Source organism: Paenibacillus sp. J22R56 (assembly GCF_056269375.1).
On sequence record NZ_JBWDNV010000001.1, the window covers coordinates 613,697 to 637,145 of the forward strand.

General features: G+C 46.6%; 22 protein-coding genes. 5 read left to right on the forward strand and 17 right to left on the reverse strand.

Translation table 11 applies throughout. The annotated features are described in order from the left end of the window. Window positions 1-3 precede the first annotated feature (3 nt). From AC0YNT_RS02710 to AC0YNT_RS02720, 3 genes are all read right to left on the reverse strand, one after another. Window positions 4-2,331 carry an S-layer homology domain-containing protein gene (locus AC0YNT_RS02710; protein WP_475803209.1) on the reverse strand — a complete coding sequence of 776 codons (2,328 nt, stop codon included), beginning with the start codon at window positions 2,329-2,331 and terminating at the stop codon, window positions 4-6. 137 nt (window positions 2,332-2,468) lie between these two features. Continuing rightward, window positions 2,469-2,651 (reverse strand): H-type small acid-soluble spore protein, encoded by a 183-nt coding sequence (locus AC0YNT_RS02715; RefSeq protein ID WP_475803210.1) that lies wholly within the window; start codon window positions 2,649-2,651, stop codon window positions 2,469-2,471. A gap of 34 nt (window positions 2,652-2,685) precedes the next feature. Next, window positions 2,686-2,868: a hypothetical protein gene (locus tag AC0YNT_RS02720; RefSeq protein WP_475803211.1), complete on the reverse strand. Its 183-nt coding sequence runs from the start codon at window positions 2,866-2,868 to the stop codon at window positions 2,686-2,688. A 249-nt stretch (window positions 2,869-3,117) separates the two neighbouring features. On the opposite strand from AC0YNT_RS02720, the gene ku reads away from it, so the two are divergent. From ku to ligD, 3 genes are read left to right on the forward strand one after another with little or no spacing between them, the layout of a single operon-like run. Continuing rightward, entirely contained in the window at window positions 3,118-4,044 is a 927-nt protein-coding gene (ku, locus tag AC0YNT_RS02725; protein WP_475803212.1) for a non-homologous end joining protein Ku, read from the forward strand. Next, entirely contained in the window at window positions 4,044-4,985 is a 942-nt protein-coding gene (locus AC0YNT_RS02730) for an ATP-dependent DNA ligase (protein ID WP_475803213.1), read from the forward strand. Before ku ends, AC0YNT_RS02730 begins: the two co-directional genes overlap by 1 nt. Further along, window positions 4,982-5,896 (forward strand): non-homologous end-joining DNA ligase, encoded by a 915-nt coding sequence (gene ligD / locus AC0YNT_RS02735; RefSeq protein ID WP_475803214.1) that lies wholly within the window; start codon window positions 4,982-4,984, stop codon window positions 5,894-5,896. The genes AC0YNT_RS02730 and ligD overlap by 4 nt, the downstream gene beginning before the upstream one ends. Before the next feature lie 7 nt (window positions 5,897-5,903). On the opposite strand, the gene cls is transcribed toward ligD, so the two are convergent. The 4 genes from cls to rfbC form a co-directional block, all read right to left on the reverse strand. Next, window positions 5,904-7,340 carry a cardiolipin synthase gene (gene cls, locus AC0YNT_RS02740; protein WP_475803215.1) on the reverse strand — a complete coding sequence of 479 codons (1,437 nt, stop codon included), beginning with the start codon at window positions 7,338-7,340 and terminating at the stop codon, window positions 5,904-5,906. A gap of 114 nt (window positions 7,341-7,454) precedes the next feature. Next, complete coding sequence (gene rfbD / locus AC0YNT_RS02745; RefSeq protein ID WP_475803414.1) at window positions 7,455-8,327, reverse strand: dTDP-4-dehydrorhamnose reductase; 873 nt, start codon at window positions 8,325-8,327, stop codon at window positions 7,455-7,457. After that, complete coding sequence (gene rfbB, locus AC0YNT_RS02750) at window positions 8,324-9,292, reverse strand: dTDP-glucose 4,6-dehydratase (RefSeq protein WP_475803216.1); 969 nt, start codon at window positions 9,290-9,292, stop codon at window positions 8,324-8,326. The genes rfbD and rfbB overlap by 4 nt, the downstream gene beginning before the upstream one ends. A gap of 9 nt (window positions 9,293-9,301) precedes the next feature. Further along, window positions 9,302-9,859, reverse strand: coding sequence for a dTDP-4-dehydrorhamnose 3,5-epimerase (rfbC, locus tag AC0YNT_RS02755; protein ID WP_475803217.1), 558 nt, complete (start codon window positions 9,857-9,859; stop codon window positions 9,302-9,304). Window positions 9,860-10,049: 190 nt separating this feature from the next. On the opposite strand from rfbC, the gene AC0YNT_RS02760 reads away from it, so the two are divergent. Further along, window positions 10,050-10,499: a bactofilin family protein gene (locus AC0YNT_RS02760; protein WP_475803218.1), complete on the forward strand. Its 450-nt coding sequence runs from the start codon at window positions 10,050-10,052 to the stop codon at window positions 10,497-10,499. Between the two features lie 61 nt (window positions 10,500-10,560). Here the strand turns inward: AC0YNT_RS02760 and AC0YNT_RS02765 are convergent, their stop codons facing one another. The 7 genes from AC0YNT_RS02765 to AC0YNT_RS02795 form a co-directional block, all read right to left on the reverse strand. After that, window positions 10,561-11,355 carry an ABC transporter permease gene (locus AC0YNT_RS02765; RefSeq protein ID WP_475803219.1) on the reverse strand — a complete coding sequence of 265 codons (795 nt, stop codon included), beginning with the start codon at window positions 11,353-11,355 and terminating at the stop codon, window positions 10,561-10,563. Further along, the gene (locus AC0YNT_RS02770) at window positions 11,348-12,268 is read right to left on the reverse strand and encodes an ABC transporter ATP-binding protein (RefSeq protein ID WP_475803220.1); all 921 of its coding nucleotides are present in this window, start codon (window positions 12,266-12,268) and stop codon (window positions 11,348-11,350) included. The genes AC0YNT_RS02765 and AC0YNT_RS02770 overlap by 8 nt, the downstream gene beginning before the upstream one ends. A gap of 152 nt (window positions 12,269-12,420) precedes the next feature. Continuing rightward, entirely contained in the window at window positions 12,421-12,564 is a 144-nt protein-coding gene (locus AC0YNT_RS02775) for a hypothetical protein (RefSeq protein WP_167279437.1), read from the reverse strand. Between the two features lie 168 nt (window positions 12,565-12,732). Then, a complete protein-coding gene (locus AC0YNT_RS02780) occupies window positions 12,733-13,701 on the reverse strand; it encodes an LCP family glycopolymer transferase (RefSeq protein ID WP_475803221.1) in 969 nt (322 codons plus the stop codon). A 38-nt stretch (window positions 13,702-13,739) separates the two neighbouring features. Continuing rightward, window positions 13,740-14,960, reverse strand: coding sequence for a sugar phosphate nucleotidyltransferase (locus AC0YNT_RS02785; RefSeq protein WP_475803222.1), 1,221 nt, complete (start codon window positions 14,958-14,960; stop codon window positions 13,740-13,742). Further along, on the reverse strand, window positions 14,960-15,658 hold the full coding sequence (locus tag AC0YNT_RS02790) for a CpsD/CapB family tyrosine-protein kinase (RefSeq protein WP_167279434.1): 699 nt from the start codon (window positions 15,656-15,658) through the stop codon (window positions 14,960-14,962). Before AC0YNT_RS02790 ends, AC0YNT_RS02785 begins: the two co-directional genes overlap by 1 nt. Before the next feature lie 21 nt (window positions 15,659-15,679). Then, window positions 15,680-16,105 (reverse strand): PilZ domain-containing protein, encoded by a 426-nt coding sequence (locus tag AC0YNT_RS02795; RefSeq protein WP_475803223.1) that lies wholly within the window; start codon window positions 16,103-16,105, stop codon window positions 15,680-15,682. Between the two features lie 249 nt (window positions 16,106-16,354). On the opposite strand from AC0YNT_RS02795, the gene AC0YNT_RS02800 reads away from it, so the two are divergent. Then, window positions 16,355-16,723 (forward strand): helix-turn-helix domain-containing protein, encoded by a 369-nt coding sequence (locus AC0YNT_RS02800; protein ID WP_475803224.1) that lies wholly within the window; start codon window positions 16,355-16,357, stop codon window positions 16,721-16,723. Window positions 16,724-17,295: 572 nt separating this feature from the next. Here the strand turns inward: AC0YNT_RS02800 and AC0YNT_RS02805 are convergent. From AC0YNT_RS02805 to gltB, 3 genes are all read right to left on the reverse strand, one after another. Beyond that, window positions 17,296-17,820: a GNAT family N-acetyltransferase gene (locus AC0YNT_RS02805; RefSeq protein WP_475803225.1), complete on the reverse strand. Its 525-nt coding sequence runs from the start codon at window positions 17,818-17,820 to the stop codon at window positions 17,296-17,298. 18 nt (window positions 17,821-17,838) lie between these two features. Then, window positions 17,839-18,312, reverse strand: a complete 474-nt coding sequence (locus AC0YNT_RS02810) for a DUF2975 domain-containing protein (protein ID WP_475803226.1) — start codon at window positions 18,310-18,312, stop codon at window positions 17,839-17,841. Window positions 18,313-18,702: 390 nt separating this feature from the next. Further along, window positions 18,703-23,304, reverse strand: a complete 4,602-nt coding sequence (gltB, locus tag AC0YNT_RS02815) for a glutamate synthase large subunit (protein ID WP_475803227.1) — start codon at window positions 23,302-23,304, stop codon at window positions 18,703-18,705. Window positions 23,305-23,449 lie beyond the last annotated feature (145 nt).

A 23,449-nucleotide genomic window follows, 5' to 3' on the forward strand; every position in this document is an offset into this window, starting at 1 on the left:
TTGTTATTCTTGCATAAAGGAAACATCAGCGCTGTTCCAAAATTGCAAAAGCCTAATCATGATTGAGCCAGCCTGCACTTTTGTCACTGGTGTATTCGGCCGGAAATTCCCCTTTTCCGGTGTTAGAAGCCCCAGCTTCATCGCGATTGCTGCCTCTGCTTTATGACTGATTTGTCCTGCATCCTTCAAGGAGTAGAGCCCCTGATCCTGCTGCAGCTCTTCCGGCCAATTCCGCTTTAGGAAGGCAGTCAGCCACAAAGCAAGTTCATCCCTTGTCATTACCCGTTCTGGATGGAGCTGCTTTTGCGTATTCGGGACCGGGAGCCAGCCTCTTTGATAAAAAAGATCTGCCGCAGCCGAATAAGGCCCGCTGCTACCGATATCCGAGAACCTGACCGCTGTCGGAAGGGCGGTATATAACTCTGGTTTTAGATAGTAGCCGGCCAGTATCATGTTCATCCAGCTGCCAATTGTAATCGCCTTATCCGGGTGAAGTAAATGATCCTCCTCGGGCTTCAATACACCAAACGTCAACAAAGTCGAAAGGGTCTTAACCGCCGTATGCTTCTTTGCATCGGCCGGCAGTTCCGTTGCCTTCTTCACAAGATAAGACATGTACATATCACGCTTCTCGAGCTGGCCGCTCACGGCATTGATCACATTACCATTGTCTGAGATGCCATTACTGATTGGCATATAATAAAGCTTCATGGACTGTATGACCGGTCTGCCGCTAGAATAGTCAATCATCGGCAGATACTGAAGCTCTGTCTTTAATGTTGCGCGGTATTGCTCCAGCGCCTTCTCTTTGGATATCTTCGGCTGTAATGCAAGCTTGGTTACCGGAATGTTGTTTCCGATGTAATTAATGAGCTTTCCTGCTCCGTCAAGACCTATTATCACCACACTATCCTGAATCTGGGCGCCACGATAATACTGGACAAAGTCAAATCGAAAGGTAGCCGGATAATCAATGCTGGGAAGCGGATTATCCAATATTCTAAGGCTGCTTGCAGCATTGGGATACAACAAATTGACGAGCTCCAGCGCCTTATTCCTCGCCTGTTCCTTTTTGATGGAAGGTGTCAGTTTAATCATGTCGCCATTGACCTCCAAAGCCGTTATTTGCCCGGTCTTCGCATTAACAGCTGCCGTTACAAAACCTGCACTGCCCGTCCCCGGACGTTTATTCCATACGAAAGTCCATATTTTATTAGAATAAATATCCGTATACTGCTGAACGGATGGCTCTCTGAATTCCGAGCTTAAAGGATATTGTCCTTTAACAATCGCTGATGCTTCATTGCTTGTCAGAACTTTGCCGGTATGGGGTTTAAAGGTTTTACCTGCAGCCTTGAATACCGTATAATGCTCTGCTGCAGCAGGAAGCGGTGTCCTATCTTTGTTAATATATTGACCCTTCTCATCCCTCAAATACTGCCCGGACTTCGCATCCATATAACCAATTCCTTGAACCGGCACGTAAGCAAGGCGATAGTTACCCTTATTATCCAAGCTGTTGTCTGGAAAATAGACGAGCTCCATTTTTAGTTCTTTTTTATATTTTTCTAACGCCTGACTGCTAGAGATCGACTTATCTGTCATTGAAGGATACGCAAGCGCGGAATGAAACCCTCTGAACCCGGTCACTGCGCCATTACCACTTATTTCAATGTAGTTGTCGTCCGCTGCGCTCGGAATACCATTTATTAAGTACTGAAAGCTGAAATGATAAGTAATGTCACCAAACAAAGTCTTTGGAACCGGATCCGTTGTCAGCTTTAATCTAACCTTATCGGAAGGAAGCATCGAAACAGCCGCTTTACGGATAAACTGATGAGCAATCCGTTCTGCTTCTGCCTGCGTAAATTTGGCTGGAAAGTAGGACGTTAGAGGATAGGAATAATACGGCGTTTGGCCTAAACCTAATAATTGATGTTCGATAATGTCTCCGGATATCGCATCAATCGTCGTTACGTATAAGTAAGAACGATTCCCGTAATGAAAGCTCCCTTGCAAATGCCAAATTGCATTATGATTGGATGACGGTGCCGTATAATCTACCTGCCATAGCTCAGCCGTTTCCGGCTGCAAATGACTCACTTTCGGAAACAGAGACTGCAAATGCTTGATTGCCTCTTCTTTTGTAACCTCCGTATCCTTTGTCTGAACGGAAGGCTCCGAAGTACTTGCGTAGATTTGCGCATATAGCTGATCTGCTCGTTCATTCGCGTAAGCTTTTTGTCCCGCATGTCCAACCAGGGGAATCTGCAATATACCAAGTATGATCATTGATGAAACGATTCGCTTGCTGTTAATCAAGCTCAACATGATTTCACTCACCTTTTGATATAATTACCAAATAAATACAACAACTATAAAACGCTGAAATGTTACAAAAGTTGCTTTTCCTTAGAAAATCAAAAAGCCGTTCGGGTTAGACCCAAACGGCTTTCCTCTATTCCTATTTATCTTTCCTGCAAGCGGTCAACAGAAACCGTCTTCGTGTTAACTGGATTGCCTCCAACTTGTACGGTAGCCATCCCATTAGCCTCATCTACATTCTCGATCCATACGGAATCGCCGTCATCCAGATGAACTTTTATCGTAGAATCCGAGCTGTAAATTTCCTTGGCGCGGTTTACGTCCATTACATTGCTGCCTCCTTCAACTTGCCTTTGCAGGTCAATCTTTTGTCTCCGGAACGATATAATCGGTAGTTGATTCATCGATTAACCCGTTTTGAGGGGACACAGTGCCTCCGCCTAAGCCCTCATTCACCATACGGTCAATATCCATAAAGTAATTGTCGCGGCCTTCGTCCCATTTGTCAGCCGGCGCCTTTTCATTATTGTCTTGATCCAACATAGTCGGTTCACTCCTCCCTGCTGCAAGCATTATTGGTTCAAGCAAAATATACCCGATTTGTTTGATTCTCATGCATTGCGGGAACAATAAAGCTTATATATAGCTGCTTTAGAAAGCAATGAATCATCACAATGGCCCGAATGGCCATTTGGGTGATCATTCATTAAGCGCATGCTTTCGAAGCAATGAATCATCACAATGGCCCGAATGGCCATTTGGGTGATCATTCATTTTAGGAGGAGATACCAGATGCATACCGTGTGGAAAGGTGCAATCAGCTTTGGGCTTGTCCATGTACCTGTCAAAATGTTCTCGGCTACAGAAGATAAGGATATATCACTGCGTATGATTCACGAGCCTTGCGGCAGTCCAATCGCTTATACAAGACGTTGTCCAAGCTGCGATGTAGAAGCAGAGTGGAATGACATTATTAAAGGCTACGAGTATGAGAAAGGCCGCTATGTGCTGTTTGATAAAGAAGAACTTGAGCAGTTAGCGGGTGAGAAATCACATACGATTCAAATTTTGGACTTTGTAGCGCTCGAAGAAATTGATCCTATCTACTTCCAGAAGACTTATTATCTGTCCCCCGATCAGGCAGGAGGCAATGCTTACGGCTTGTTACTGCAGGCCATGTCCGATACGGGCAAAATTGGTGTAGCCAAAGTGTCCATTCGTTCCAAAAGCAGCCTAGCCGCTATCCGTGTCATCGATAATTGCCTAGCGATGGAGACGATCTTTTTCCCGGATGAAATCCGCTCAATCTCCCATGTACCCGGAATTCCAGATTCTGTAAATGTAAACGAAAAAGAGCTGACGATGGCCAAGCTGTTAATCGAGCAGCTGTCGACGCCATTCGAACCGTCCAAATATACCGATGATTACCGGATCAATATGCTCGAGGCTATTAACAATAAAGTGGCTGGCCAAGAAATCCGCGTTGCGCCTCAGCAAGAGCAAACTAATGTACTAGATCTGATGGCAGCTCTGCAGGCAAGCCTTGAGGCTGCAAAACTGCCGCCTGGCGGAGTTGGCCTTGATACCGGCGCAGGACAAACGGCAGCTAACAGTGGTGCTCAAACCGACGGCGGCGCTGCCGCAAGCACCGATCAACCAGTAGTGAAGCCTCGTAAGCCAAGAACGAAGAAACCTAAGGCAACGGAGACCGTTTCTTAATGGCCGCATTCGTGCTCCCTTCCGAGCCGATGATTCCGATTGCGGATGATCGTATTCCGGAGGAACCTGGCTGGATTTATCAGATCAAATGGGATGGCGTCCGAATTGTGTCCACCATAAGTGAGGATGGTCAAGTAGACCTGTACTCGCGCAGGCTGCTAAACAAAAACAACGTCTATCCTGAAATTCACAGGACACTTCAAGAGCAAGCTTCGCTTCTTGGTCCATGCATGCTGGATGGTGAAGTCGTCTATTGGGATGGCGAACGGCCAAATTTCCAAATGGTGCTCACCCGTGAACGAAGCTTCGGCAGTGAACCTTCCCCTTCTACAAGCAAGGGGAGGGTTCTGTATGTCTTGTTTGATCTGCTACAGGACGGTGAACAGGATCTCCGTCTACTCCCTTACGCTCAGCGGCACGAAAGAATGATAACGAAGCTGAAGCCCGTTCATTCTGACCGGCTTCTTACAGCTGACCTCTATACTGATGCAGATTCGCTGTGGAAATGGGTGGATGAGCATCAGTGGGAAGGAATCGTCAGCAAGAGACTCGACAGCCCTTATAAGGAAGGCAAAGCACATCGTGATTGGCTGAAAAAAAAGCGAGCACTGCTGCTAGATGTTGGCATCGTAGGTGTCAAACGCCGTGAAGGCCGTGCGGCTAGCTTAATCATGGCCGATCAGGGCCGCTTCATTGGGAGCGTATCACTTGGCCTTGATGATGCGATGCGAGAGCTGCTTGGTGAAATGCTTCAGCTGAGGAAAAGTGATGCGCCATCATGGCCGATGCCCTTCGACACCCTGCCTTCCGAGCTAAAAGGCGAAAGTATCATTTGGCTGCCTTCACCGATGCCCTGCCGGGTAACAGGGCTTGAGCTGACATCGGCCGGATTGCTGCGGCATCCGAAGCTTGTTTCCTTTGGCACAGGAGGCCGCCTATGAATATGACGCGAGCTTCATCGAAACGCTCTGCAGTTGTCACGGTCGAAGGACATGAAATCACGGTCACAAATCCAGAGAAGCCGCTATGGCCGGAGCATGGAATTACCAAACTTATGTATTTGGAGAAACTCACCATACTTTCGCCTTTTTTGCTGAAGTACTGCAAGGATCGTTATTTGACGACCATTCGTTATCCGCATGGATATGCCGGCAAATCGTTTTATCAGAAAAATTGTCCCGTCCCTAAACCGGATTTCGTTCATACTGCTGACAGCGAAGGTATTTCTTACGTTCATCTCGACAGCCTGCCGACTTTACTGTGGCTTGGTAATCTCGCTTGTCTTGAATTCCATGCGTCTTTCGACAGGATTAAAGAGCCGGATTATCCGACGGAATGGATTCTTGATCTAGATCCTTCACGGGAAGATGAGCCAAGAATTATTGAAGCGGCTGCTCTGGTAGGAAAGATGCTGGAGTCTCTGAAGATCCAGTCCATTCCGAAAACTTCCGGAGCAACAGGTGTACAGATTATTGTACCCGTGCAGCCACGTTATACGTTTGATGAACTAAGAAAGCTTGGCCAATTTGTCGGAGACTATCTATCCCGTGCCTATCCGCAGCTATTCACTGTAGAGAGACTGACCAAAAATCGCGGTGACCTTATTTATGTCGACTATCTGCAGCATTACCGAGGAAAAACGATATCAGCAGCTTATACGCCAAGAGCCCGCTTTGGCGCACCAGTGTCTACTCCACTTAAGTGGGAAGAGGTGTATGCCGGAGGGATCAAACCCGCTGACTTTCATCTCCTGAATATTGCGGATCGGCTGCAGCGTTATGGCGACCTAATCGATCTTGCGCAGCCGCAAGATTTAGAGCATGTGCTCAGCTTTATCGGGGGGGCAAAATAAAGACATCTTACAATAACGGTGACAACAAATGGGCAGCGGCTTCCGCTGCCTTTTGCCGTCTCGACCTCATCCTGAAGGTAGGCAAATCCAGCTCAAGACTATCCAGCAGATCCTGCTCATAATCATTTCGAAGCTGATCAATCGTCTGCTGATTGAATAGGACGGCATTTTGCTCAAAATTGCTGTGGAAGCTCCTCATATCCATATTCGCTGTCCCAACTACGGCCAGCAAATCATCCACAATCATCACCTTCGCATGAATAAATCCTTTCTGGTATCGATATACCCGTACACCAGCTTCAAGCATTCGCTCAATAAACGATAAGGTCGCCCATAGGACCAGCTGTGTATCCGCAATGCCTGGTATAATGAGTCGGACATTAACTCCACTTTTCGCTGCATTGCCAAGAGCTGCCAGCAAGCTTTCATCCGGAATAAAATAAGGCGTCGATATATAAACGCTCGACTTTGCTGCTTTCACAGCCGCGAACGCTGTCTCTAGTATCGGCTCACCACTCCGGTCTGGCCCGCTGGATACAATAAGGACCGGCTCTTGCACCGCATCATCCGGATCATGCTCCGGCATATAACCAGCATGCACAGGAAGACGTTCCTTCGCCGCAAGCTCCCAATCCTTCATAAACAGCTCCTGCAGGAAATATACCGAATCCCCTTCAAGCTGAAGCTGCGTATCCCGCCAGAAGCCTAGTCTTTCATCCTTGCCCAAATACTCATCGCCAATATTGATTCCGCCTACGAATCCGATTCTCCCATCGATGACGGCGATTTTACTATGATTACGGCTGTTTAACAGCCTCTTGAACAAAGCGGCTCTTGCCGGCAGAAAGCAGCTGACCTTAACACCTGCTTGCTTTAGTTCCTTAATGTATCGCTTGCTCAAATGAACACTGCCAATCCCATCATAAAGTACACGGACCTCAATGCCTGCTTTTGCTTTTGCCGTTAGCAAGGTTAAAAATTGCTGCCCAATCCCATCATCCCGAATCGTGTAATAATCCAGATGGATATGATGTTTGGCTTCTTCAATTGCATGAAGAATAGCTGCAAACGTCTCCTTCCCGTTTGTCAGTACCTTCACCTGATTCCCTAACGTAATTGGTCTCCCGGAGCATACGTTCAACAGACCGAGTAACTGCTCTTGTTCCAGCATCCCGATATTACCGAGCTCACCTATGCTGCTAACAGAGCTGGACAGCCGTTCAGCGGCTTGTTCATATTCTCTTGAAATGTCTTGGCCTGCTTTCACCCGCTTCGAACGCCCAATCATCCAGTATCCGAAGAAGCCTAGAAAAGGAACAGCCAATGACAAAAAGATCCATGCAATAGCCTTAGTAGCTACTCGCCTCTCAAGCCATAGAATGATAGCAGGCTGAGCACTATATATCAGTAGTAATAAAATAATTGCAATAAGAAAGCCGATCATACCTGCACCCCATTAATCCAATCCATTCAACTAGTTTGGTCGGGCAGCTCCCAACGTATACGGTTATGTATAAAAAACAGCCTGTTCCAGCCACGATGTGGCGGAATAGACTGCTTAAATGTTTTTCGTATTCGATAGATAATGCCGCAGCGCTTCCCGCCATGGCCGAAGTGGCTCCAAGCCATTGCTGCGAATTGCACTATGATCCATAACGGAGTAAGAGGGACGCGGCGCTGGACGAGGAAATTCCGCCGTTGTACACGGTTCAATTTGTGTACCGTACCCACTCTCCTCCATGATAGCCTTAGCAAATTCGTACCAGGAACAGATCCCGCTGTTAGAAGCATGATAGAGGCCGTAATAATCGGTTGCTGCCAGCTCCAGTAGAAATAACGCCAGGTCATAGGTATAGGTCGGCGAACCAAATTGATCGGCAACAACCTTAAGCTGATCCCGTTCAGACGCTAGCTTCAACATCGTCTTTACGAAATTATTGCCGTACGCCCCATATACCCAAGATGTTCTTACAATAAAATATCGATCATGCAGGCTCTGTACGAGCTGCTCTCCTGCCAGCTTGGATTGTCCGTACACCGTTAACGGATTCGTACGGTCGTATTCCTTATACGGGATTGTCCCTGTACCATCGAATACATAGTCGGTACTGATTGCGCATAACTTAGCGCCAACCTCTCTTGAAGCTACAGCGATATTACGTGTCCCTGCCGCATTGATCCGGAAAGCCTCATCAGGCTCAGCTTCTGCTTTGTCCACTGTCGTATAGGCGGCACAATGGATCACCACATCGGGACGCAGCTGGGATAATACCTCGCGGCATTGTTCCAAATTAGTTATATCCAAGACTGAACGGTCAAGGCCTGTAATAGCAAACCTGCCTTTCGAGTCCATCATGACGAGTTCACGCCCCAGTTGTCCATTAGCTCCGGTAACGACTACCTTAAGCGTCCTCTGATCTACTCCGGTCATCTCGACTCCAGCTTTTTCAGCCAATCTTCATTCTGCAGATACCATTCAATCGTTGTCTTGATCCCATCCTCATAGGAACGCTTTGGTTCCCAGCCAAGCTCATTACGGATTTTGCTGGCATCAATCGCATATCTGCGATCATGACCTAGACGGTCCTCTACATGGCGAATGAGCGATTCCGCCTTGCCCAGCTCTTTCAATATGGTCTGTACCACATGAAGATTCGTCCGTTCATTGCTTCCGCCAACATTATACACTTCGCCGATTGTTCCTTGATGGAGCACCAAATCGATAGCATGGCAATGATCCTCCACATAGAGCCAATCTCTCACTTGGAGACCATCGCCGTATACAGGCAGCGGCTTATCTTGCAGAACATTACGAATCATGAGCGGAATAAGCTTCTCCGGGAATTGATAAGGACCATAATTATTCGAGCAGCGTGTAATAAGGGCTGGCAGACCAAAGGTCTCATGATAAGCGCGAACAAGCAGATCTGCACCGGCTTTGCTGGCTGAATACGGACTATTGGGCGCAAGCGAGGTTGTTTCGGTAAACAGCCCTTCTGAACCTAACGTACCGTATACTTCATCCGTTGATACCTGTACATATTTTGACACTTTATACGTTTTGGACAACTCAAGCAGCACCTGTGTTCCAAGCACATTCGTACGAACAAATACCCCAGGCTGCAGGATGCTTCGATCTACATGAGACTCCGCCGCAAAGTTGATAACCGCATCTATTCCATTCTCAAACAATGGAGTAAGTACAGCTTGATCAGCAATATCCGCTTTGACAAACGTATAATTGGGATGATCCTCAATAGACTTAAGATTTTCCAAATTGCCTGCATACGTTAAGACATCTACATTAAACAATTGATAATCGGGATAATGGTTTAACATATAGTGAACGAAGTTGCTCCCGATAAATCCCGCCCCTCCTGTAATTAACAGTTTCACTCTGCATGCTCACCCCTCATATACAAAATTATTTTCCGCTTGGGCAAGCTTAGGATGCTTTGCATCTTTATCCGACAATACCGGCTTCGTTACCGGCCAATCAATGCCAAGTGCTGGATCGTCCCAAGCGATACCTCGATCATGCTCAGCCGAATACAAAGCATCGACCTTATACTGTACTTCACAGTTCGGCACCAAGGTGCAGAAGCCATGGGCAAAACCTTGCGGTACAAGCAGCTGCCTCTTATTCGCCGCACTTAGAATAAATCCCTGCCACTGCCCATAAGCTGGTGAACCTTGGCGCATATCAACAACAACATCATAAATGGCACCTGCTGTTACCCTTACCAGCTTCGTTTGTGCTTTGGGAAGAAGCTGATAATGCATCCCCCTCAGCACTCCCGCTTCAACCGACAGAGAGTGATTATCCTGTACAAAAGTATGGAGGATTCCCTGGTTCCGCGCCGTTGTCTCATTATAGCTCTCCGAGAAGAAACCTCTGTGATCGCCATATACAGGAGGCTCCAGCAATTTGACACCTGGCAGCCTCGTTTCCATCACCTTCATGCTTCACCATCCTGTTATATCAAAACTCCACTATATTATATATATTCGACAAGCTCGTACTGACTCTTAGGCATACGCCATTTTTCTCCCCTCGGAGTCATATAATTCTGGCATGTTTCGAGCTTTGCGAGAATAAAAGTCAATAGAACGTTCCAATACCGGCCGGAAGGCAAGGAGGATCACAACAACTATGTTCAAAGACAATAAGCGCGCATCAGCGACCGATACGTTAATCGGACTTGGTACGCATATAGAGGGCAAATTGAACTGCGAAGCAAATATCCGCATCGAAGGAGAGCATAGCGGAGATATTGAATGTGCTGGTGATGTCATCATCGGAGAAAACGGTATGGCCCGCTCCACGATTACCGCAAGGGATATTACGATTGCCGGAAAAGTATATGGCGAAGTGACGGCAAAAGGCAGACTAACCATTACGGCTACAGGCCAGTTGACCGGCAGTATTTCGGCTCATACTATCATTGTTCAAGACGGCGGTATGCTAAACGGAACCTGTCATATGGAGATGGCAAATGAGATACGGACACGTCCATTGTCGGAAACGGGCAGCGGAAGCAGTTCTACCAGTAATACTAAGGACCAAACTCGCGAGAAAGAAAAAGCACGTCAAGCCGTTTAACAACATAAAAAAACTCCGATCAGGTCCTGTTGGCAGGGTCCTGATCGGAGTTTTTTGGTGATTACGCCGCAACATCTCTCTTCTTGAAAACATACCAAGCGAGTCCTACAAAAATCGCATAATAGATCGCTAATACAAAGAAAGCGAAGCCTAACGTCATGCCATCTCGCATTGGAGCATCGTTCAAATACTGTGTAAGATCAAGGTGGATGAACAATAAATAATCAGCCCACTTGTATTTGAGCGTTGCTAATAATGGCGCAAAGGAGTTGACCCCAAGAATGAGGAACAAGGACAGCCCAATGGATAAAGCTCCACTACGGGACACCGTAGCAAGCATAAACGCAAGAGTAGTCGTTACCACAAGGGATACATATTTCAATAGGCTGTATTTCATCAAATAAGCCGCAACGGATCCCGATACGAGCGGTGAAACGACCTCTGATGCTGTCACATCCTGATAGCCGAATAATACTGTATTTAAGATGAAACTAAACAACAGCATGACGACAGCCATTCCAAGCGCATACAGCAGCACAGCGATATATTTGGATAACAGCACCTTTGATCTTGACCATGGACGGATCAGCAGCAGCTTAATCGTACCGCTTGTGAACTCATCCGCCACACTACCGGAAGCGATAATGATTGTAAATACCGTAATGAGCATATAGGAAATCATTGTCTCGGTAAAAATCATGTTCCAAGCTAAAGTGTTGTGTGTATCGTCTACAAAATAAGTAATAATCGAGATAGCCGCTATCAACGCAAGCATAAGGCCCAACATCACGTAGGTACGAGGACGGCGGTAAATTTTCATATTCTCATTTGTAACCAGCTTCATAAATTTAAACAATGCGTTCACCTCCTGTTACTTCCAGGAATTGATCCTCAAGCGATTTGGTTTGGACGCGTATTCCATATACTTTGATTCCTTCCGCAACAAGTCTTGCATTAAAGGATGCCACGAAGTCACGGTTCGCTTCCAACACAATGCTATCGCCTTCCTTGAGCGCATCTTTACCAAGTTCAGCCGCAACAGCAAGCGCTTCGGCTGGCTTGTCTACTTCAAACAAAATATTAACATCACTCTGAGCGTTAATGCCGCCTTGTTGAATCGTACGCACGTCGATCAGCTTGCCATTCTGAATAATGGCTACACGATCGCACATGAGCTCCATCTCCGAGAGCAGATGACTGGAGACGAATACGGCGATGCCTTCTTCCTTGGATAACTGGCGAAGGTAGTCGCGCAGCTCACGAATGCCTGCTGGATCTAGACCGTTTGTAGGCTCATCTAGAATGAGCAGCTTTGGCCGATGCAGAATCGCTTGTGCAACACCAAGCCGTTGACGCATCCCTAACGAATACGTTTTTACCTTATCGTGAATTCGGGACTCCAGACCAACGAGGTCAATAACCTCCTGAATTCGCTGCGGTGTAACGCCGTCGATCATTCTGGCGAAATGAACAAGATTCTGATAACCGGTCAAATACTTGTACATTTCCGGGTTCTCTACAATTGCCCCAACATGGCGGATCGCCTGCTGGTACTGACTTCGAATACTGTATCCGCCAATTTTGATTTCACCTGAAGTCATCGCCATAAGCCCTACCATCATACGGATGGTAGTCGTCTTGCCTGCTCCGTTTGGTCCGAGGAAACCAAATACTTCACCCAGCGGCAAATCAAGCGACAGGTTGTTGATGATCGTCTTCTTGCCGATCTTCTTCGTGACCTGCTGCAACTGTACAATCGGTTGCTCCATAATATCCTCCTTAAATGAATTATCACCAAGATGACCTTATTAAGCCATTGTGATCATTCATAACCGTCAACTTTTTCCAAAATCTAGTTATATGTATTGTTCGTCTATTATAGCGAATTATTAGTGTGAGGGAAAGTTGCGTGAGTCATTATTTAGACTTGCGAGCAGCCTGAGCAGCAGCCGAGCGGTAGAACGACACGGAAAAAGCCTGTCCGAAACAACGACTTTGCTTCATACATCCGCACCATTTTACCACAGCCCACACAATAGAAATGTTCTTCCAGTTGTACCATCATTACTTCCCTACTTTCATGTAATTATACTTTTTGTATCAATTAGCATAACTTGTTACAATTCGTATCTTAACTTTATTGGATTTAGCGAAAGTTGTCAATACTTGTATACGTTTTGTCGTCTTTTCTTATTGTAAGCGTTTGCAGATTCTGCGATAAAAACAGCGCCCTTTAAGGCGCCGCCGCAGTAGTCAAACTATCTTCCATTTGCTCTTTCATGAGCTCGTGAATACGTTCCCGTTCATCTTTGTTCACGATTAAGTACCATACTGAGTTAATCATGCTTCCAGAACCACTTATCTCAACCATATTGATATTACCGACATCTTCCCGATAATCGGTCATAAAGGTTTTCATCTCGTCGAACGTTATGTTCGTTTTCACACTGGTACCAAGCTCTTTTAATATCTTCTGGATTTGTGTGATGTTGTTGAACTTAAGCGAACTCTTCATCACTTCCATTAAAATATCGCGCTGCCTGGCATTGCGGCCCAGATCACCTCTCGGATCTTCATAACGCATTCTGGAATACAAGAGTGCCAGATCACCATTAAGCTTAAGAGGGCCTTCATTAAATTGATGTTCACCATAATAAAACGAGAACGGGTTATTCACTTCAACTCCGCCTAAAATATCTATTAAATGCTCGAAGCCTTCCATGTTAATTCGGACATAATAATCGATGGGATAATCTAGAAAATGCTCAACCGTATTTTTTGCCATCGTTACTCCGCCAAACGCGTAAGCATGATTAATTTTATCCGTTGTACCGTGTCCGATAATTTCGGTTCTCGTATCGCGTGGGATGTTAAACATAAGAATGGATTTCTTGGCTGGATTAACGGCTAGCACAATTAACGTATCTGAGCGGCCTTTATCATTTTCCCGCTCATCTACGCCCATAACAACAACCGAGAAAGGATGACGCTTCTCTATTAAAGCCTCTGCAACATCCTGTGGTTTTGCCGTCACTTCCGGATCTTTGCTCACATATACAGTTGGCTCAATCGGCTCATATATTTTCGCGGCCGTATCTTTCACCGAGCCGTATAGATGCCAAGCATAACCGGCTATCCCCAATCCAATGATAACGACTCCTGCTCCAACCCCGATAAGTGCTCTTTTCCAGACCCGTTTCACACTCAACTGCCCCCTTCTTTCCTACGGAGACCTATTCTCTATATGGCAGCATAGTCTAGAAGCAGGTCTTCCCAATTGTCTGCCAGGATAATACGGTCATCTTCCATTAGCTCTGAACCGATCTGTACCTCGATTATCGATAGATGTGAAACAGCCCGAATCGTATGCTTCACTCTTGGTGCGATCTCGATCACATCGCCTGCCCGGATGACTCGTCTTTCCTCATTGAGGATAGCTTCTCCCTCACCAGCCAGCACGGTCCAAATTTTTTTTCGTTTCAAATAAAGCTCATAAGCCAGCTCTTTACCCGCCATTACAGTAAGCTGTCTAGTGACGGATTGGTGACCTTCAAGACTTCTTGTAGTGGTATGGATGACCGTCGCATAACCCCAGCTTCCTTCTTCATAACCAGACAAAAACAGCGGCTCTTCTGATCGAAATCCTTCAAGCTCCATCTCGGACTGGACTGCCCCTTTGGCTGCTACGAGAATACCTGCAGAAGACATGGCAATTGTAATGTCGTTCAGCCCCTTCAAAACGATGGGTACTGCCGAATCATTATAAATAGGATCGATATTCGGCAATGCGGTGTGAAGCGCATCCCAGCTGTTGATGTGATAAAAAGGCAGCTCCGGCATCTTAAAAGTAGGGCAGCCCTCAACCAGTTGCTCAACGACCTGAGCTAGGCTGCTGTGCAATTCTTCATAATGCCGATAAAGCTGCTCATATTGGAGCGGCAGCCCTTCTTGCTGCAAGCAAGAAATAACAGTCCCTAGCTGAAATGCCACTATCCCACTTCCATCGCTAGTCTGCACTAGGGATAGCTCATGCTTACGAAACTGCTCCGGTAGCTCCTTTAATGCTTCAAGCCATTCCTCGTCTTCGAGGTACAAATCAGATGGCAGCACTGCCACCGTCTCATAAAGCGGGATGGATGCAACGGAATATAAATAGGCAGCAGCAAGCGCGACGGCAGGATACATCCCTCTAGCCTCAGGCTCACGGATGACATTCGAGCTGCCTTCCATCTGATTGCGAACAGTCTCCACCTGATGACGGCTAATCGCAATAAACGAATCTTGTTGCAAACCGATTTTGCCTAACTGGCTCCAAAGTCGCTGCAACAAAGATTGCCTCGCTCCTTCTTCACCAGTTAATAAGGGAAGAAGCTGTTTCGCTCGCTTGGCATGAGAAAGCGGCCACATCCGCTTGCCCTGGCCGCCGGCGAGCAATACAAGTCTCACCTGCTGCTCTCCCATTACTGCCTCCCATTGGTACCGTAATAGGCGTAGTACAGCTGGTCTTTACTTTTCTTCTTTTTGTTGTTAAGTACAACTCCAAGCAGCCTAGCTTTTACATGTTCCAGACTGGCGTACATTTTTTTCGCTTGTTGGCGCTTTGTCATCCCTACGCTAATGACCGCAACCACTCCATCACATTTGGAAGCAAGAACTAAACCATCAGTCACAATAAGTGAAGGCGGCGCATCAAACAGGATCATATCGTAATGAGCAGACAGTTCCTCTATGAGCAGATTCATTTTTTTGGAGCCAAGCATTTCGGATGGATTAGGAGGAGTAGGACCTGAACCTATGAAATACAAGTTATCTATTGAAGTTGAACGAACAGCATCCTGCCATTCCATTTGATTAGCAAGAATATTCGTTAGACCGCTTTGATTAGATTGTACAAATATCGTATGAAGCGTTGGTCTGCGCAAATCTGCATCAATTAGGAGCACCCGCTTACCTTCCTGTGAGAAAGCAACCGCCAGATTGGCTATCGTGGTCGTCTTCCCGTCGCCAGATTGGCAGGAAGTTACCATTAAGGTTTTTACAGGCGCATCAATTGAAGAGAATAAAATGTTCGTACGTAGTGAACGGTAAGCTTCGGAAATGGGAGACTCCGGATTAAGCGTCGTGATCAGATTGCTTTTTTCCATTGCGGATTGTTGCATGAGTTAACCACCTGCCAGCTATTATTGGTAAGCCTTATGATTTAGAGCACGATATAAAGCGTGGATTTTGTACTGCTGCGGGCTTTGACGTAGAAGTTCTTGATTTAGCATACGGACCAGTACAGCTCGAAGCCTATTAGGCGGATGAAAGACAATGCCATATTCATATTGGTTATCCCGTTTATTCCGCCAAACCACATGACCTCGAAGATTCATAGCAACGCCGGCCAGGTTCATCTGAAAATCCAGCATATAGCCTTTATTCACAGGAAAACGCAAGCCAGACATAAAACAAAGCCCATGACGGCTGATGTTCATGATTAGAACCGAGCATGTTGACGAGGTCAGCAATAAGCCTTGCTCATCCAGCAGCCCTGCCTGAGCAGTTACTCCTTCATGTAAATGAATACGAATGTTGGTCCGTGGAATATAAGGGTCGGAACCCATGATGATGCAACTCCTTGCCTAATTTTCATAGGGAGGAATAACGGCAACGATTAGCGTGAATACTGGAAATCATAATGATACGTTTCGTATCCCTTGTTCTTCTCACTTTACGATACGATCTGTATCATGTCAAGGAAAATTACTAATACGGTAAAATTTTTGCGACGTTTTGTTGCAATAAATGCATTTCTAACGTTTCCGTATTAATATAGGTGTAGCGGAAATCGGTCAAATTTAGGAGGATATGTAATGAACATTGGGAACCGAATTGCTGGCATGAGGGAAGAAAGAAAATGGACACAGGAGCAAACCGCTGCGAAGCTCGGCATATCCAGGGCTGCTTTATCTCATTATGAGAAAAACCGCAGAGAACCTGATACGGAGACATTGGCAAAGTTCGCTGACCTGTATCAAGTATCCATAGATTATTTGGTAGGTAGAACGATGAATTCACAAGCGGCGCTAAGCGATGATATTCGAAACTTTGTCGATCATCTGGAGTTATCTGACGAAGAGCTGCTGGAGAAATATAATTTAAGCGTGGATGGACGTAAGCTTACGGTTGAAGAAACCAAACGGTTTATTGCCTTCGTTCGAGCTGAACGTATGATGAATTAGTCAGGTATCATTTGTTAGGGCTGGATGAGATCTGAAGGCCATTTTTCCGGCGGAATATCCAATTGCATAAGAATTTCTCTAATGTTTAATTCTGTTCGTGTGTCTTCTACATTCGTTACCTGAATTTCTACTTCTCTCATCATATCCGATTCCTACTCTCTATAAATATGAAATCATTAGTAAAACAATAATGTTATTATACCTAACAATTAGACTGGAATATGTCGGAAGTTGTGGTAACTTTAGTTCTTTTTTTGTCGAAAATAGGAAAAACTGCCCATTTATTTTTTGAGATGATGCCTTTTAGATTGGCAATCCCTCATTGGTTAGCAAAAGGTTAGAAGCAGATTGGTTCTGCTCCTAACCTTTTCTTCATTTCTGAAGTCGATTTATCTTCCATTTTTTTGTAAAATAGACGAACATAAGAATCGAACCACCTAGCCATATTATCTACAGATGGTGACGATGGAATATATCTAGCCTTGGCAGTAATTTTCTCTCTTCAACTTTCATTCCTTACTGCTTACATCCTATGCAAGTCCAACACATAAAATAACCGCCCAAATGGGCGGTTATTTTATGTGAAATAATACATGTTTGCAGAGTGGACTAGTATTCTCAACCTTTGGGTGATCAAACGATTTTAAGTAGTTCATACCTAGCTTGCTCATTACATTTTTCGACGGGGTATTAATCTCGGCTGTGAAACTATAAACATCAATAAAACCAAGCTTGCTAAACCCATATTGCAAACAAGCCTTCGCCCCCTCTGTTGCATAACCCCTTCCCCATGCCTCTTGTTTCAGCCGCCACCCAATCTCTATGCACGGTGTAAAATCAGCTTTAAACGTTGCCCGATGAAATCCAATAAACCCGATAAACTCTTTGTTATCTTGGAGCTCCACGGCATATAATCCAAACCCGCACTTTTCAAACTCTGCAGCAATATTTTTGTAGAACACGTTTGTCTCTTCGGCCGATAACGTTTTAGGAAAATACTCCATCACCTTCTCGTCCGCGTTCATCCGGCTAAAAGGCTCCAAGTCCGTTTCTTCCCAGTCGCGTAATCGTAATCTAGGTGTTTCGATGTAGATCATTCATTCTCTCCTTCCACCTCAGACTGTGTGCTCGTTTTCTGACTTCAAATAAATGACGTTTTGCAATAACCGTTCAAGCAAAGCTCCGAATATGGCGATCACAAACGAGGCGAAGATTACAACTAAGCCAAGTACAACAACCCCCGGCGCATCTTCCTGTCTTGCCATGATGTACAAAACAGGCTCCATTGCCACAAAAATAAGACTGATGCTGAACCCGCAGTATTTGATTTTCTTTAATGCCCGGACAGACAGCTCAGAAAAAGCGATCTTTTTATCAATATAACCAATCAATTGAAACGCTTTATACAAAGCAATGAAATAAGGAATAACGGCTGTAAAAAATCCGATATCCGATACTTGCATTTTTCCTGGAAACTGATCAGGGTTATCTCGAATTAATGCAATCACCGCAAATACGCACACAGCAATCGCTGGCAACCCCATCAGAACCACAGTAATCTTCAAAAACAATATTGTAAATCGACTCACAAATAACACCTCATCTGTATAGATTCAGTGATATTATAAACCGTCGTTTATCGTTTTACAATATATATTAATTGTTTTGTGAGATGTTTCTCACAAGGAAATTGAGGGAATGGTTCCACATTCCCGCCTCCCCTTGTCCTATCCATTCAGGCGAGCGGCATTTTGCTTAGCTTGCCTTTTTTTGAGTGGTGGCTACGAATGGATAGAGGAAAAGTATCTCCTGGAGGAGTGCAGCGTTCGCCTTTGAAATCGTGGGACAGCCTCAACCTATTCTAATCAAAGTCCCACGATTTCAACAGCGACCGTAAGGAGATACTTTCCCGGCATCCAGAGTACACAGCCACCATCCTCAAAAAAAACAGGCTGAGCAACTGCCCAGCCTGTTTCCCTTTATCCTCCTGTACGAGCCAACTCTTTCATGCTTGCTTCAAAAGCTGCAAGAAGAGCTTTGTCGTCAGTCAAGCCGGCATCTTCCGCTTTGCGGATATGCTCCAGCATTTTCTTGTAGTCCTTCGGAATAACCTTCACGAATTTGTTAAGCGATGCTTCCCAATCGTTCAGAACACGCGAACCAACGGCGCTTTCTGTATATTCCACATGGCGCTCAACCAAGCCGCGAAGCTCAGCAACTTCTTCTTCTGTCTCGAGACGCTCAAGCAGAACCATCTCAATGTTACAGTTTTTGTAGAAGTCACCATGCTCATCGTAAATGTAAGCAACACCACCGGACATACCTGCCGCAAAGTTACGGCCTGTGCTTCCGAGTACAACAACTCGGCCGCCAGTCATATATTCACAACCGTGATCGCCTACGCCCTCAACAACAACCTTCACGCCGGAGTTCCGAACCGCGAAGCGTTCGCCTGCGATACCGCGGATATAAACTTCGCCATCCGTTGCACCGTACAGCGCTGTGTTGCCGATAATAACGTTCTCTTCTGCTACGAATGTAGCCTTCGGAGATGGAGCAACGATAATTTTACCACCTGATAAGCCTTTACCAACATAGTCATTGGAGTCGCCTTCCAGCGAGAGCGTAATGCCCTTCGGAACGAATGCGCCAAAGCTTTGACCAGCAGTACCAACGAAGTGGTAGGAGATTGTATCTTCAGGCAAGCCTTTCGCGCCGTAACGACGAGTTACTTCGCTGCCGAGAATGGTACCAACTACACGATTCGTATTGCAGATCGGGAATGAGCCGCGAACACGTTCGCCGCTTTCCAATGCTGCCGCTGCTCCTGGAACAAGCTCTTGCATGTCGAGCGAAAGCTCGAGACCATGATTTTGTTCTTGTACGTTATGACGCGCTGCGTCTTGCGGTACATCCGGGGAATGCAGCAGAAGGCTAAGATCAATACCTTTTGCTTTATAATGGTCAACCAGATTCTTCGATTCAAGAATATCAACACGGCCAACCATTTCTTGAATGGTACGGAAGCCAAGCTCAGCCATAATCTCACGAAGCTCTTGTGCAATGAAGTGAAGGTAGTTCACGACATGGCTTGGATCGCCCATAAATTTAGCACGAAGCTCTGGGTTTTGTGTTGCAACGCCAACCGGACAAGTATCGAGTTGACATACACGCATCATAACGCAGCCCAGTACGACGAGTGGTGCAGTCGAGAAGCCGTATTCTTCAGCACCCAGCAAGATTGCAATCGCAACATCGCGGCCGTTCATCATTTTACCATCGGTTTCGATAACGACACGGTCACGCAGATTGTTCAGCATCAGCGTTTGATGCGTTTCTGCAAGCCCAAGCTCCCATGGCAGACCCGCATGACGGATCGAGTTCATTGGAGATGCACCAGTACCGCCGTCATAGCCGCTGACCATGATTACGTCTGCACGTGCTTTAGCAACGCCGGCAGCAATTGTGCCCACGCCAACCTCGGATACAAGCTTCACGTTAATGCGAGCACGAGGGTTCGCATTTTTCAGATCGTGAATCAGCTCAGCAAGGTCTTCGATCGAATAAATATCATGATGCGGAGGAGGCGAGATCAGACCTACACCAGGAGTGGAACCACGAACTTCAGCAACCCAAGGGTAAACCTTACGTCCTGGAAGCTGACCGCCTTCACCTGGTTTCGCGCCTTGCGCCATCTTGATTTGAATCTCATCCGCATTAACCAGATAGTTGCTCGTTACGCCGAAACGGCCCGATGCAACCTGTTTGATCGCACTGCGGCGGGAATCGCCATTGGCATCAGGAATGAAACGTGCTGGATCTTCGCCGCCCTCACCTGTATTGGATTTACCGCCAATACGGTTCATTGCAATTGCGAGGCTTTCATGCGCTTCTTTACTGATCGAACCAAACGACATTGCGCCTGTTTTGAAACGTTTGAAGATAGATTCAACCGGCTCGACTTCGTCGATTGGCACGGATTGCCGTCCATCCTTGAACTGGAGCAGCGAACGAAGCATCAGATGCTTCTTGTCTTCGCCTTGCACCATGCTCGAGAACTTCTTGTAGAGCTTATAGTCGTTCTTACGGGATGCCATTTGCAGCGTATGAATCGTTTGCGGGCTGAACAAATGGTCTTCGCCGTCTTTACGCCATTGATAATCGCCGCCGGAATCGAGTTCTTTCTCCCCGCCCTCTTGGTCAGCGTATGCTTTGTTATGACATTTCAGCGCTTCTTGAGCGATGATATCAAGACCGATACCGCCGATACGCGAAGGTGTCCATGTAAAGTACTCGTTGATCAGCTCTTCTTGCAGACCAAGTGCTTCGAAGATCTGTGCACCGCGGTACGACTGAATCGTCGAGATACCCATTTTGGACAATACTTTTGTTACGCCCTTCGTAGCGGCTTTAATGTAGTTCTTAACTGCCTTATCATGCTTGATGTTGCTCAGCATGCCTTGGCGGATCATATCGTCAAGCGTCTCGAACGCCAGATATGGGTTAACCGCATTGACGCCGTAACCAAGCAGCAAAGCATAATGGTGCACTTCGCGCGGATCGCCGGATTCAAGCAGAATCGCAACCTTCGTTCTTGTACCTTGACGGATCAGGTGATGATGCAAAGCGGATACAGCAAGCAGCGACGGAATCGCAGCGTTGTCTTTATCCAGACCACGGTCAGACAAAATAAGAATATTATGACCCTTTTCAATAACGCGGTCTGCCGCTTCGCGCATAAGCTTAAGTGCGGAGCGGAGGCCTTCTTCGCCTTCAGCAGCCGGGAAGAAGATCGGAAGCGTAATCGACTTGAAGCCAGGACGGCGTACATGGCGAAGCTTCGCAAATTCTTCATTCGACAGGATTGGCGTATCCAGCTTGATATGGCGTGCGCTTTCCGGTTCAGGCTTCAGCAGGTTGCGCTCAGGCCCAATCGTTGTGCTAACGGCTGTAACAATTTCTTCACGAATCGCGTCAATCGGCGGATTCGTTACTTGCGCGAACAGCTGCTTGAAGTAGTTGAACAGACGCTGTGGACGCTCCGACAATACAGCAAGCGGCGCATCGTAACCCATGGAAGCGATTGGCTCTTGGCCGCTGCTCGCCATTGGTTCAAGCACTTTACGTACATCTTCAAAGGTGTAGCCAAATGCCTGCTGACGCTGTTGCACCGTAGCATGATCCAGTTCAGGAAGCTCAGGTGCGTCCGGCAATGCTTCGAGGTCTATCAGATGCTCGTCAAGCCAGTCACGGTAAGGCTGTTCAGCCGCGATTTGTGCTTTCACTTCCTCATCGGAAATAATGCGGCCTTCTTTCGTATCTACAACGAGCATACGGCCCGGACGGAGACGGTCTTTGTACAAAATCTCTTCAGGAGCGATTTCGACAGTGCCGGCTTCAGAACCAAGGATGATATGATCGTCTTTCGTTACATAATAACGGGCTGGGCGCAGGCCGTTACGGTCAAGGTAAGCGCAGATTTGCGTACCGTTCGTAATCGCCATTGCAGCAGGTCCGTCCCACGGCTCCATCAAAGTGCTGTGGTATTCGTAGAATGCTTTTTTCTCGTCGTCCATGCTTTCATGGTTCGACCAAGGTTCCGGTACCATCATCATAGCAACATGCGGCAAGGAGCGGCCGGACAAATGCAGGAATTCGAGTGCGTTGTCGAACATTGCTGTATCCGAACCATCCGGGCTGATTACCGGTTTTACTTTCTCCATATCGCTGCCGAACAGCTCGGTTTCGAACAATGTCTGACGCGCATGCATCCAGTTGATGTTGCCGCGAAGCGTATTGATCTCGCCGTTGTGGATCAGGTAATGGAACGGATGCGCACGTTCCCAGCTCGGGAATGTGTTCGTACTGAAACGGGAGTGAACAAGTGCCATAGCCGACACGACAGACTCGTCGTTCAGCTCTTGGTAGAACGAGCGTACTTGCTCCGTTGTCAACATCCCTTTGTATACGATCTTCTTGCTCGAAAGGCTTGTGAAGTAGAACATTTCTCCGCCTTCTTTGCCACCGAAACGGATCGCAATCTCAGCGCGTTTGCGGATCACATACAGTTTGCGCTCGAAGGACAATTCGTCCTTAAGCTCAGGGTTCTTCGCAATAAACACTTGACGAACAAATGGCTTCACCGACAAAGCGGATTGACCAAGTTTCGAATCATCCGTAGGAACAGTACGGAAGCCGATCAGCGATTGGCCTTCTTCACGGATAATGATCTCGAGCTCACGCTCAAACGAACTGCGGATCGCTTCGTCTTGCGGCATAAACATCATGCCAACTGCATATTCTCCTTCTTGCGGCAGGTCAATCTCAAGCTTTCTTAATTCACGCGAGAAGAAATCATGCGGGATTTGGAGCAGGATGCCTGCGCCGTCCCCCGTGTTAGGTTCGCTGCCTTGACCGCCGCGATGCTCCATGTTCTCGAGCAGCGTCAACGCTTGACGAATGACAGTATGCGATTTTCTTCCCTTGATGTTTGCCACAAATCCCATGCCGCATGCGTCTTTTTCATAGCGCGGATCATATAGACCTTGTTTCGGCGGTAATCCAAAAATTTTCTCTTTCATCGTGTGCAACCTTTCTATCAGAAGATTTTTGGGCAAGCATAGCTCAGCTCAATAACGGTATATCGAACGGCAGCAAACGTGACACATCGGCCAGTTGCTTGCTGTTCTTGCGAGCTTAAACGTGATGGCTTTATGGCCAATTTTC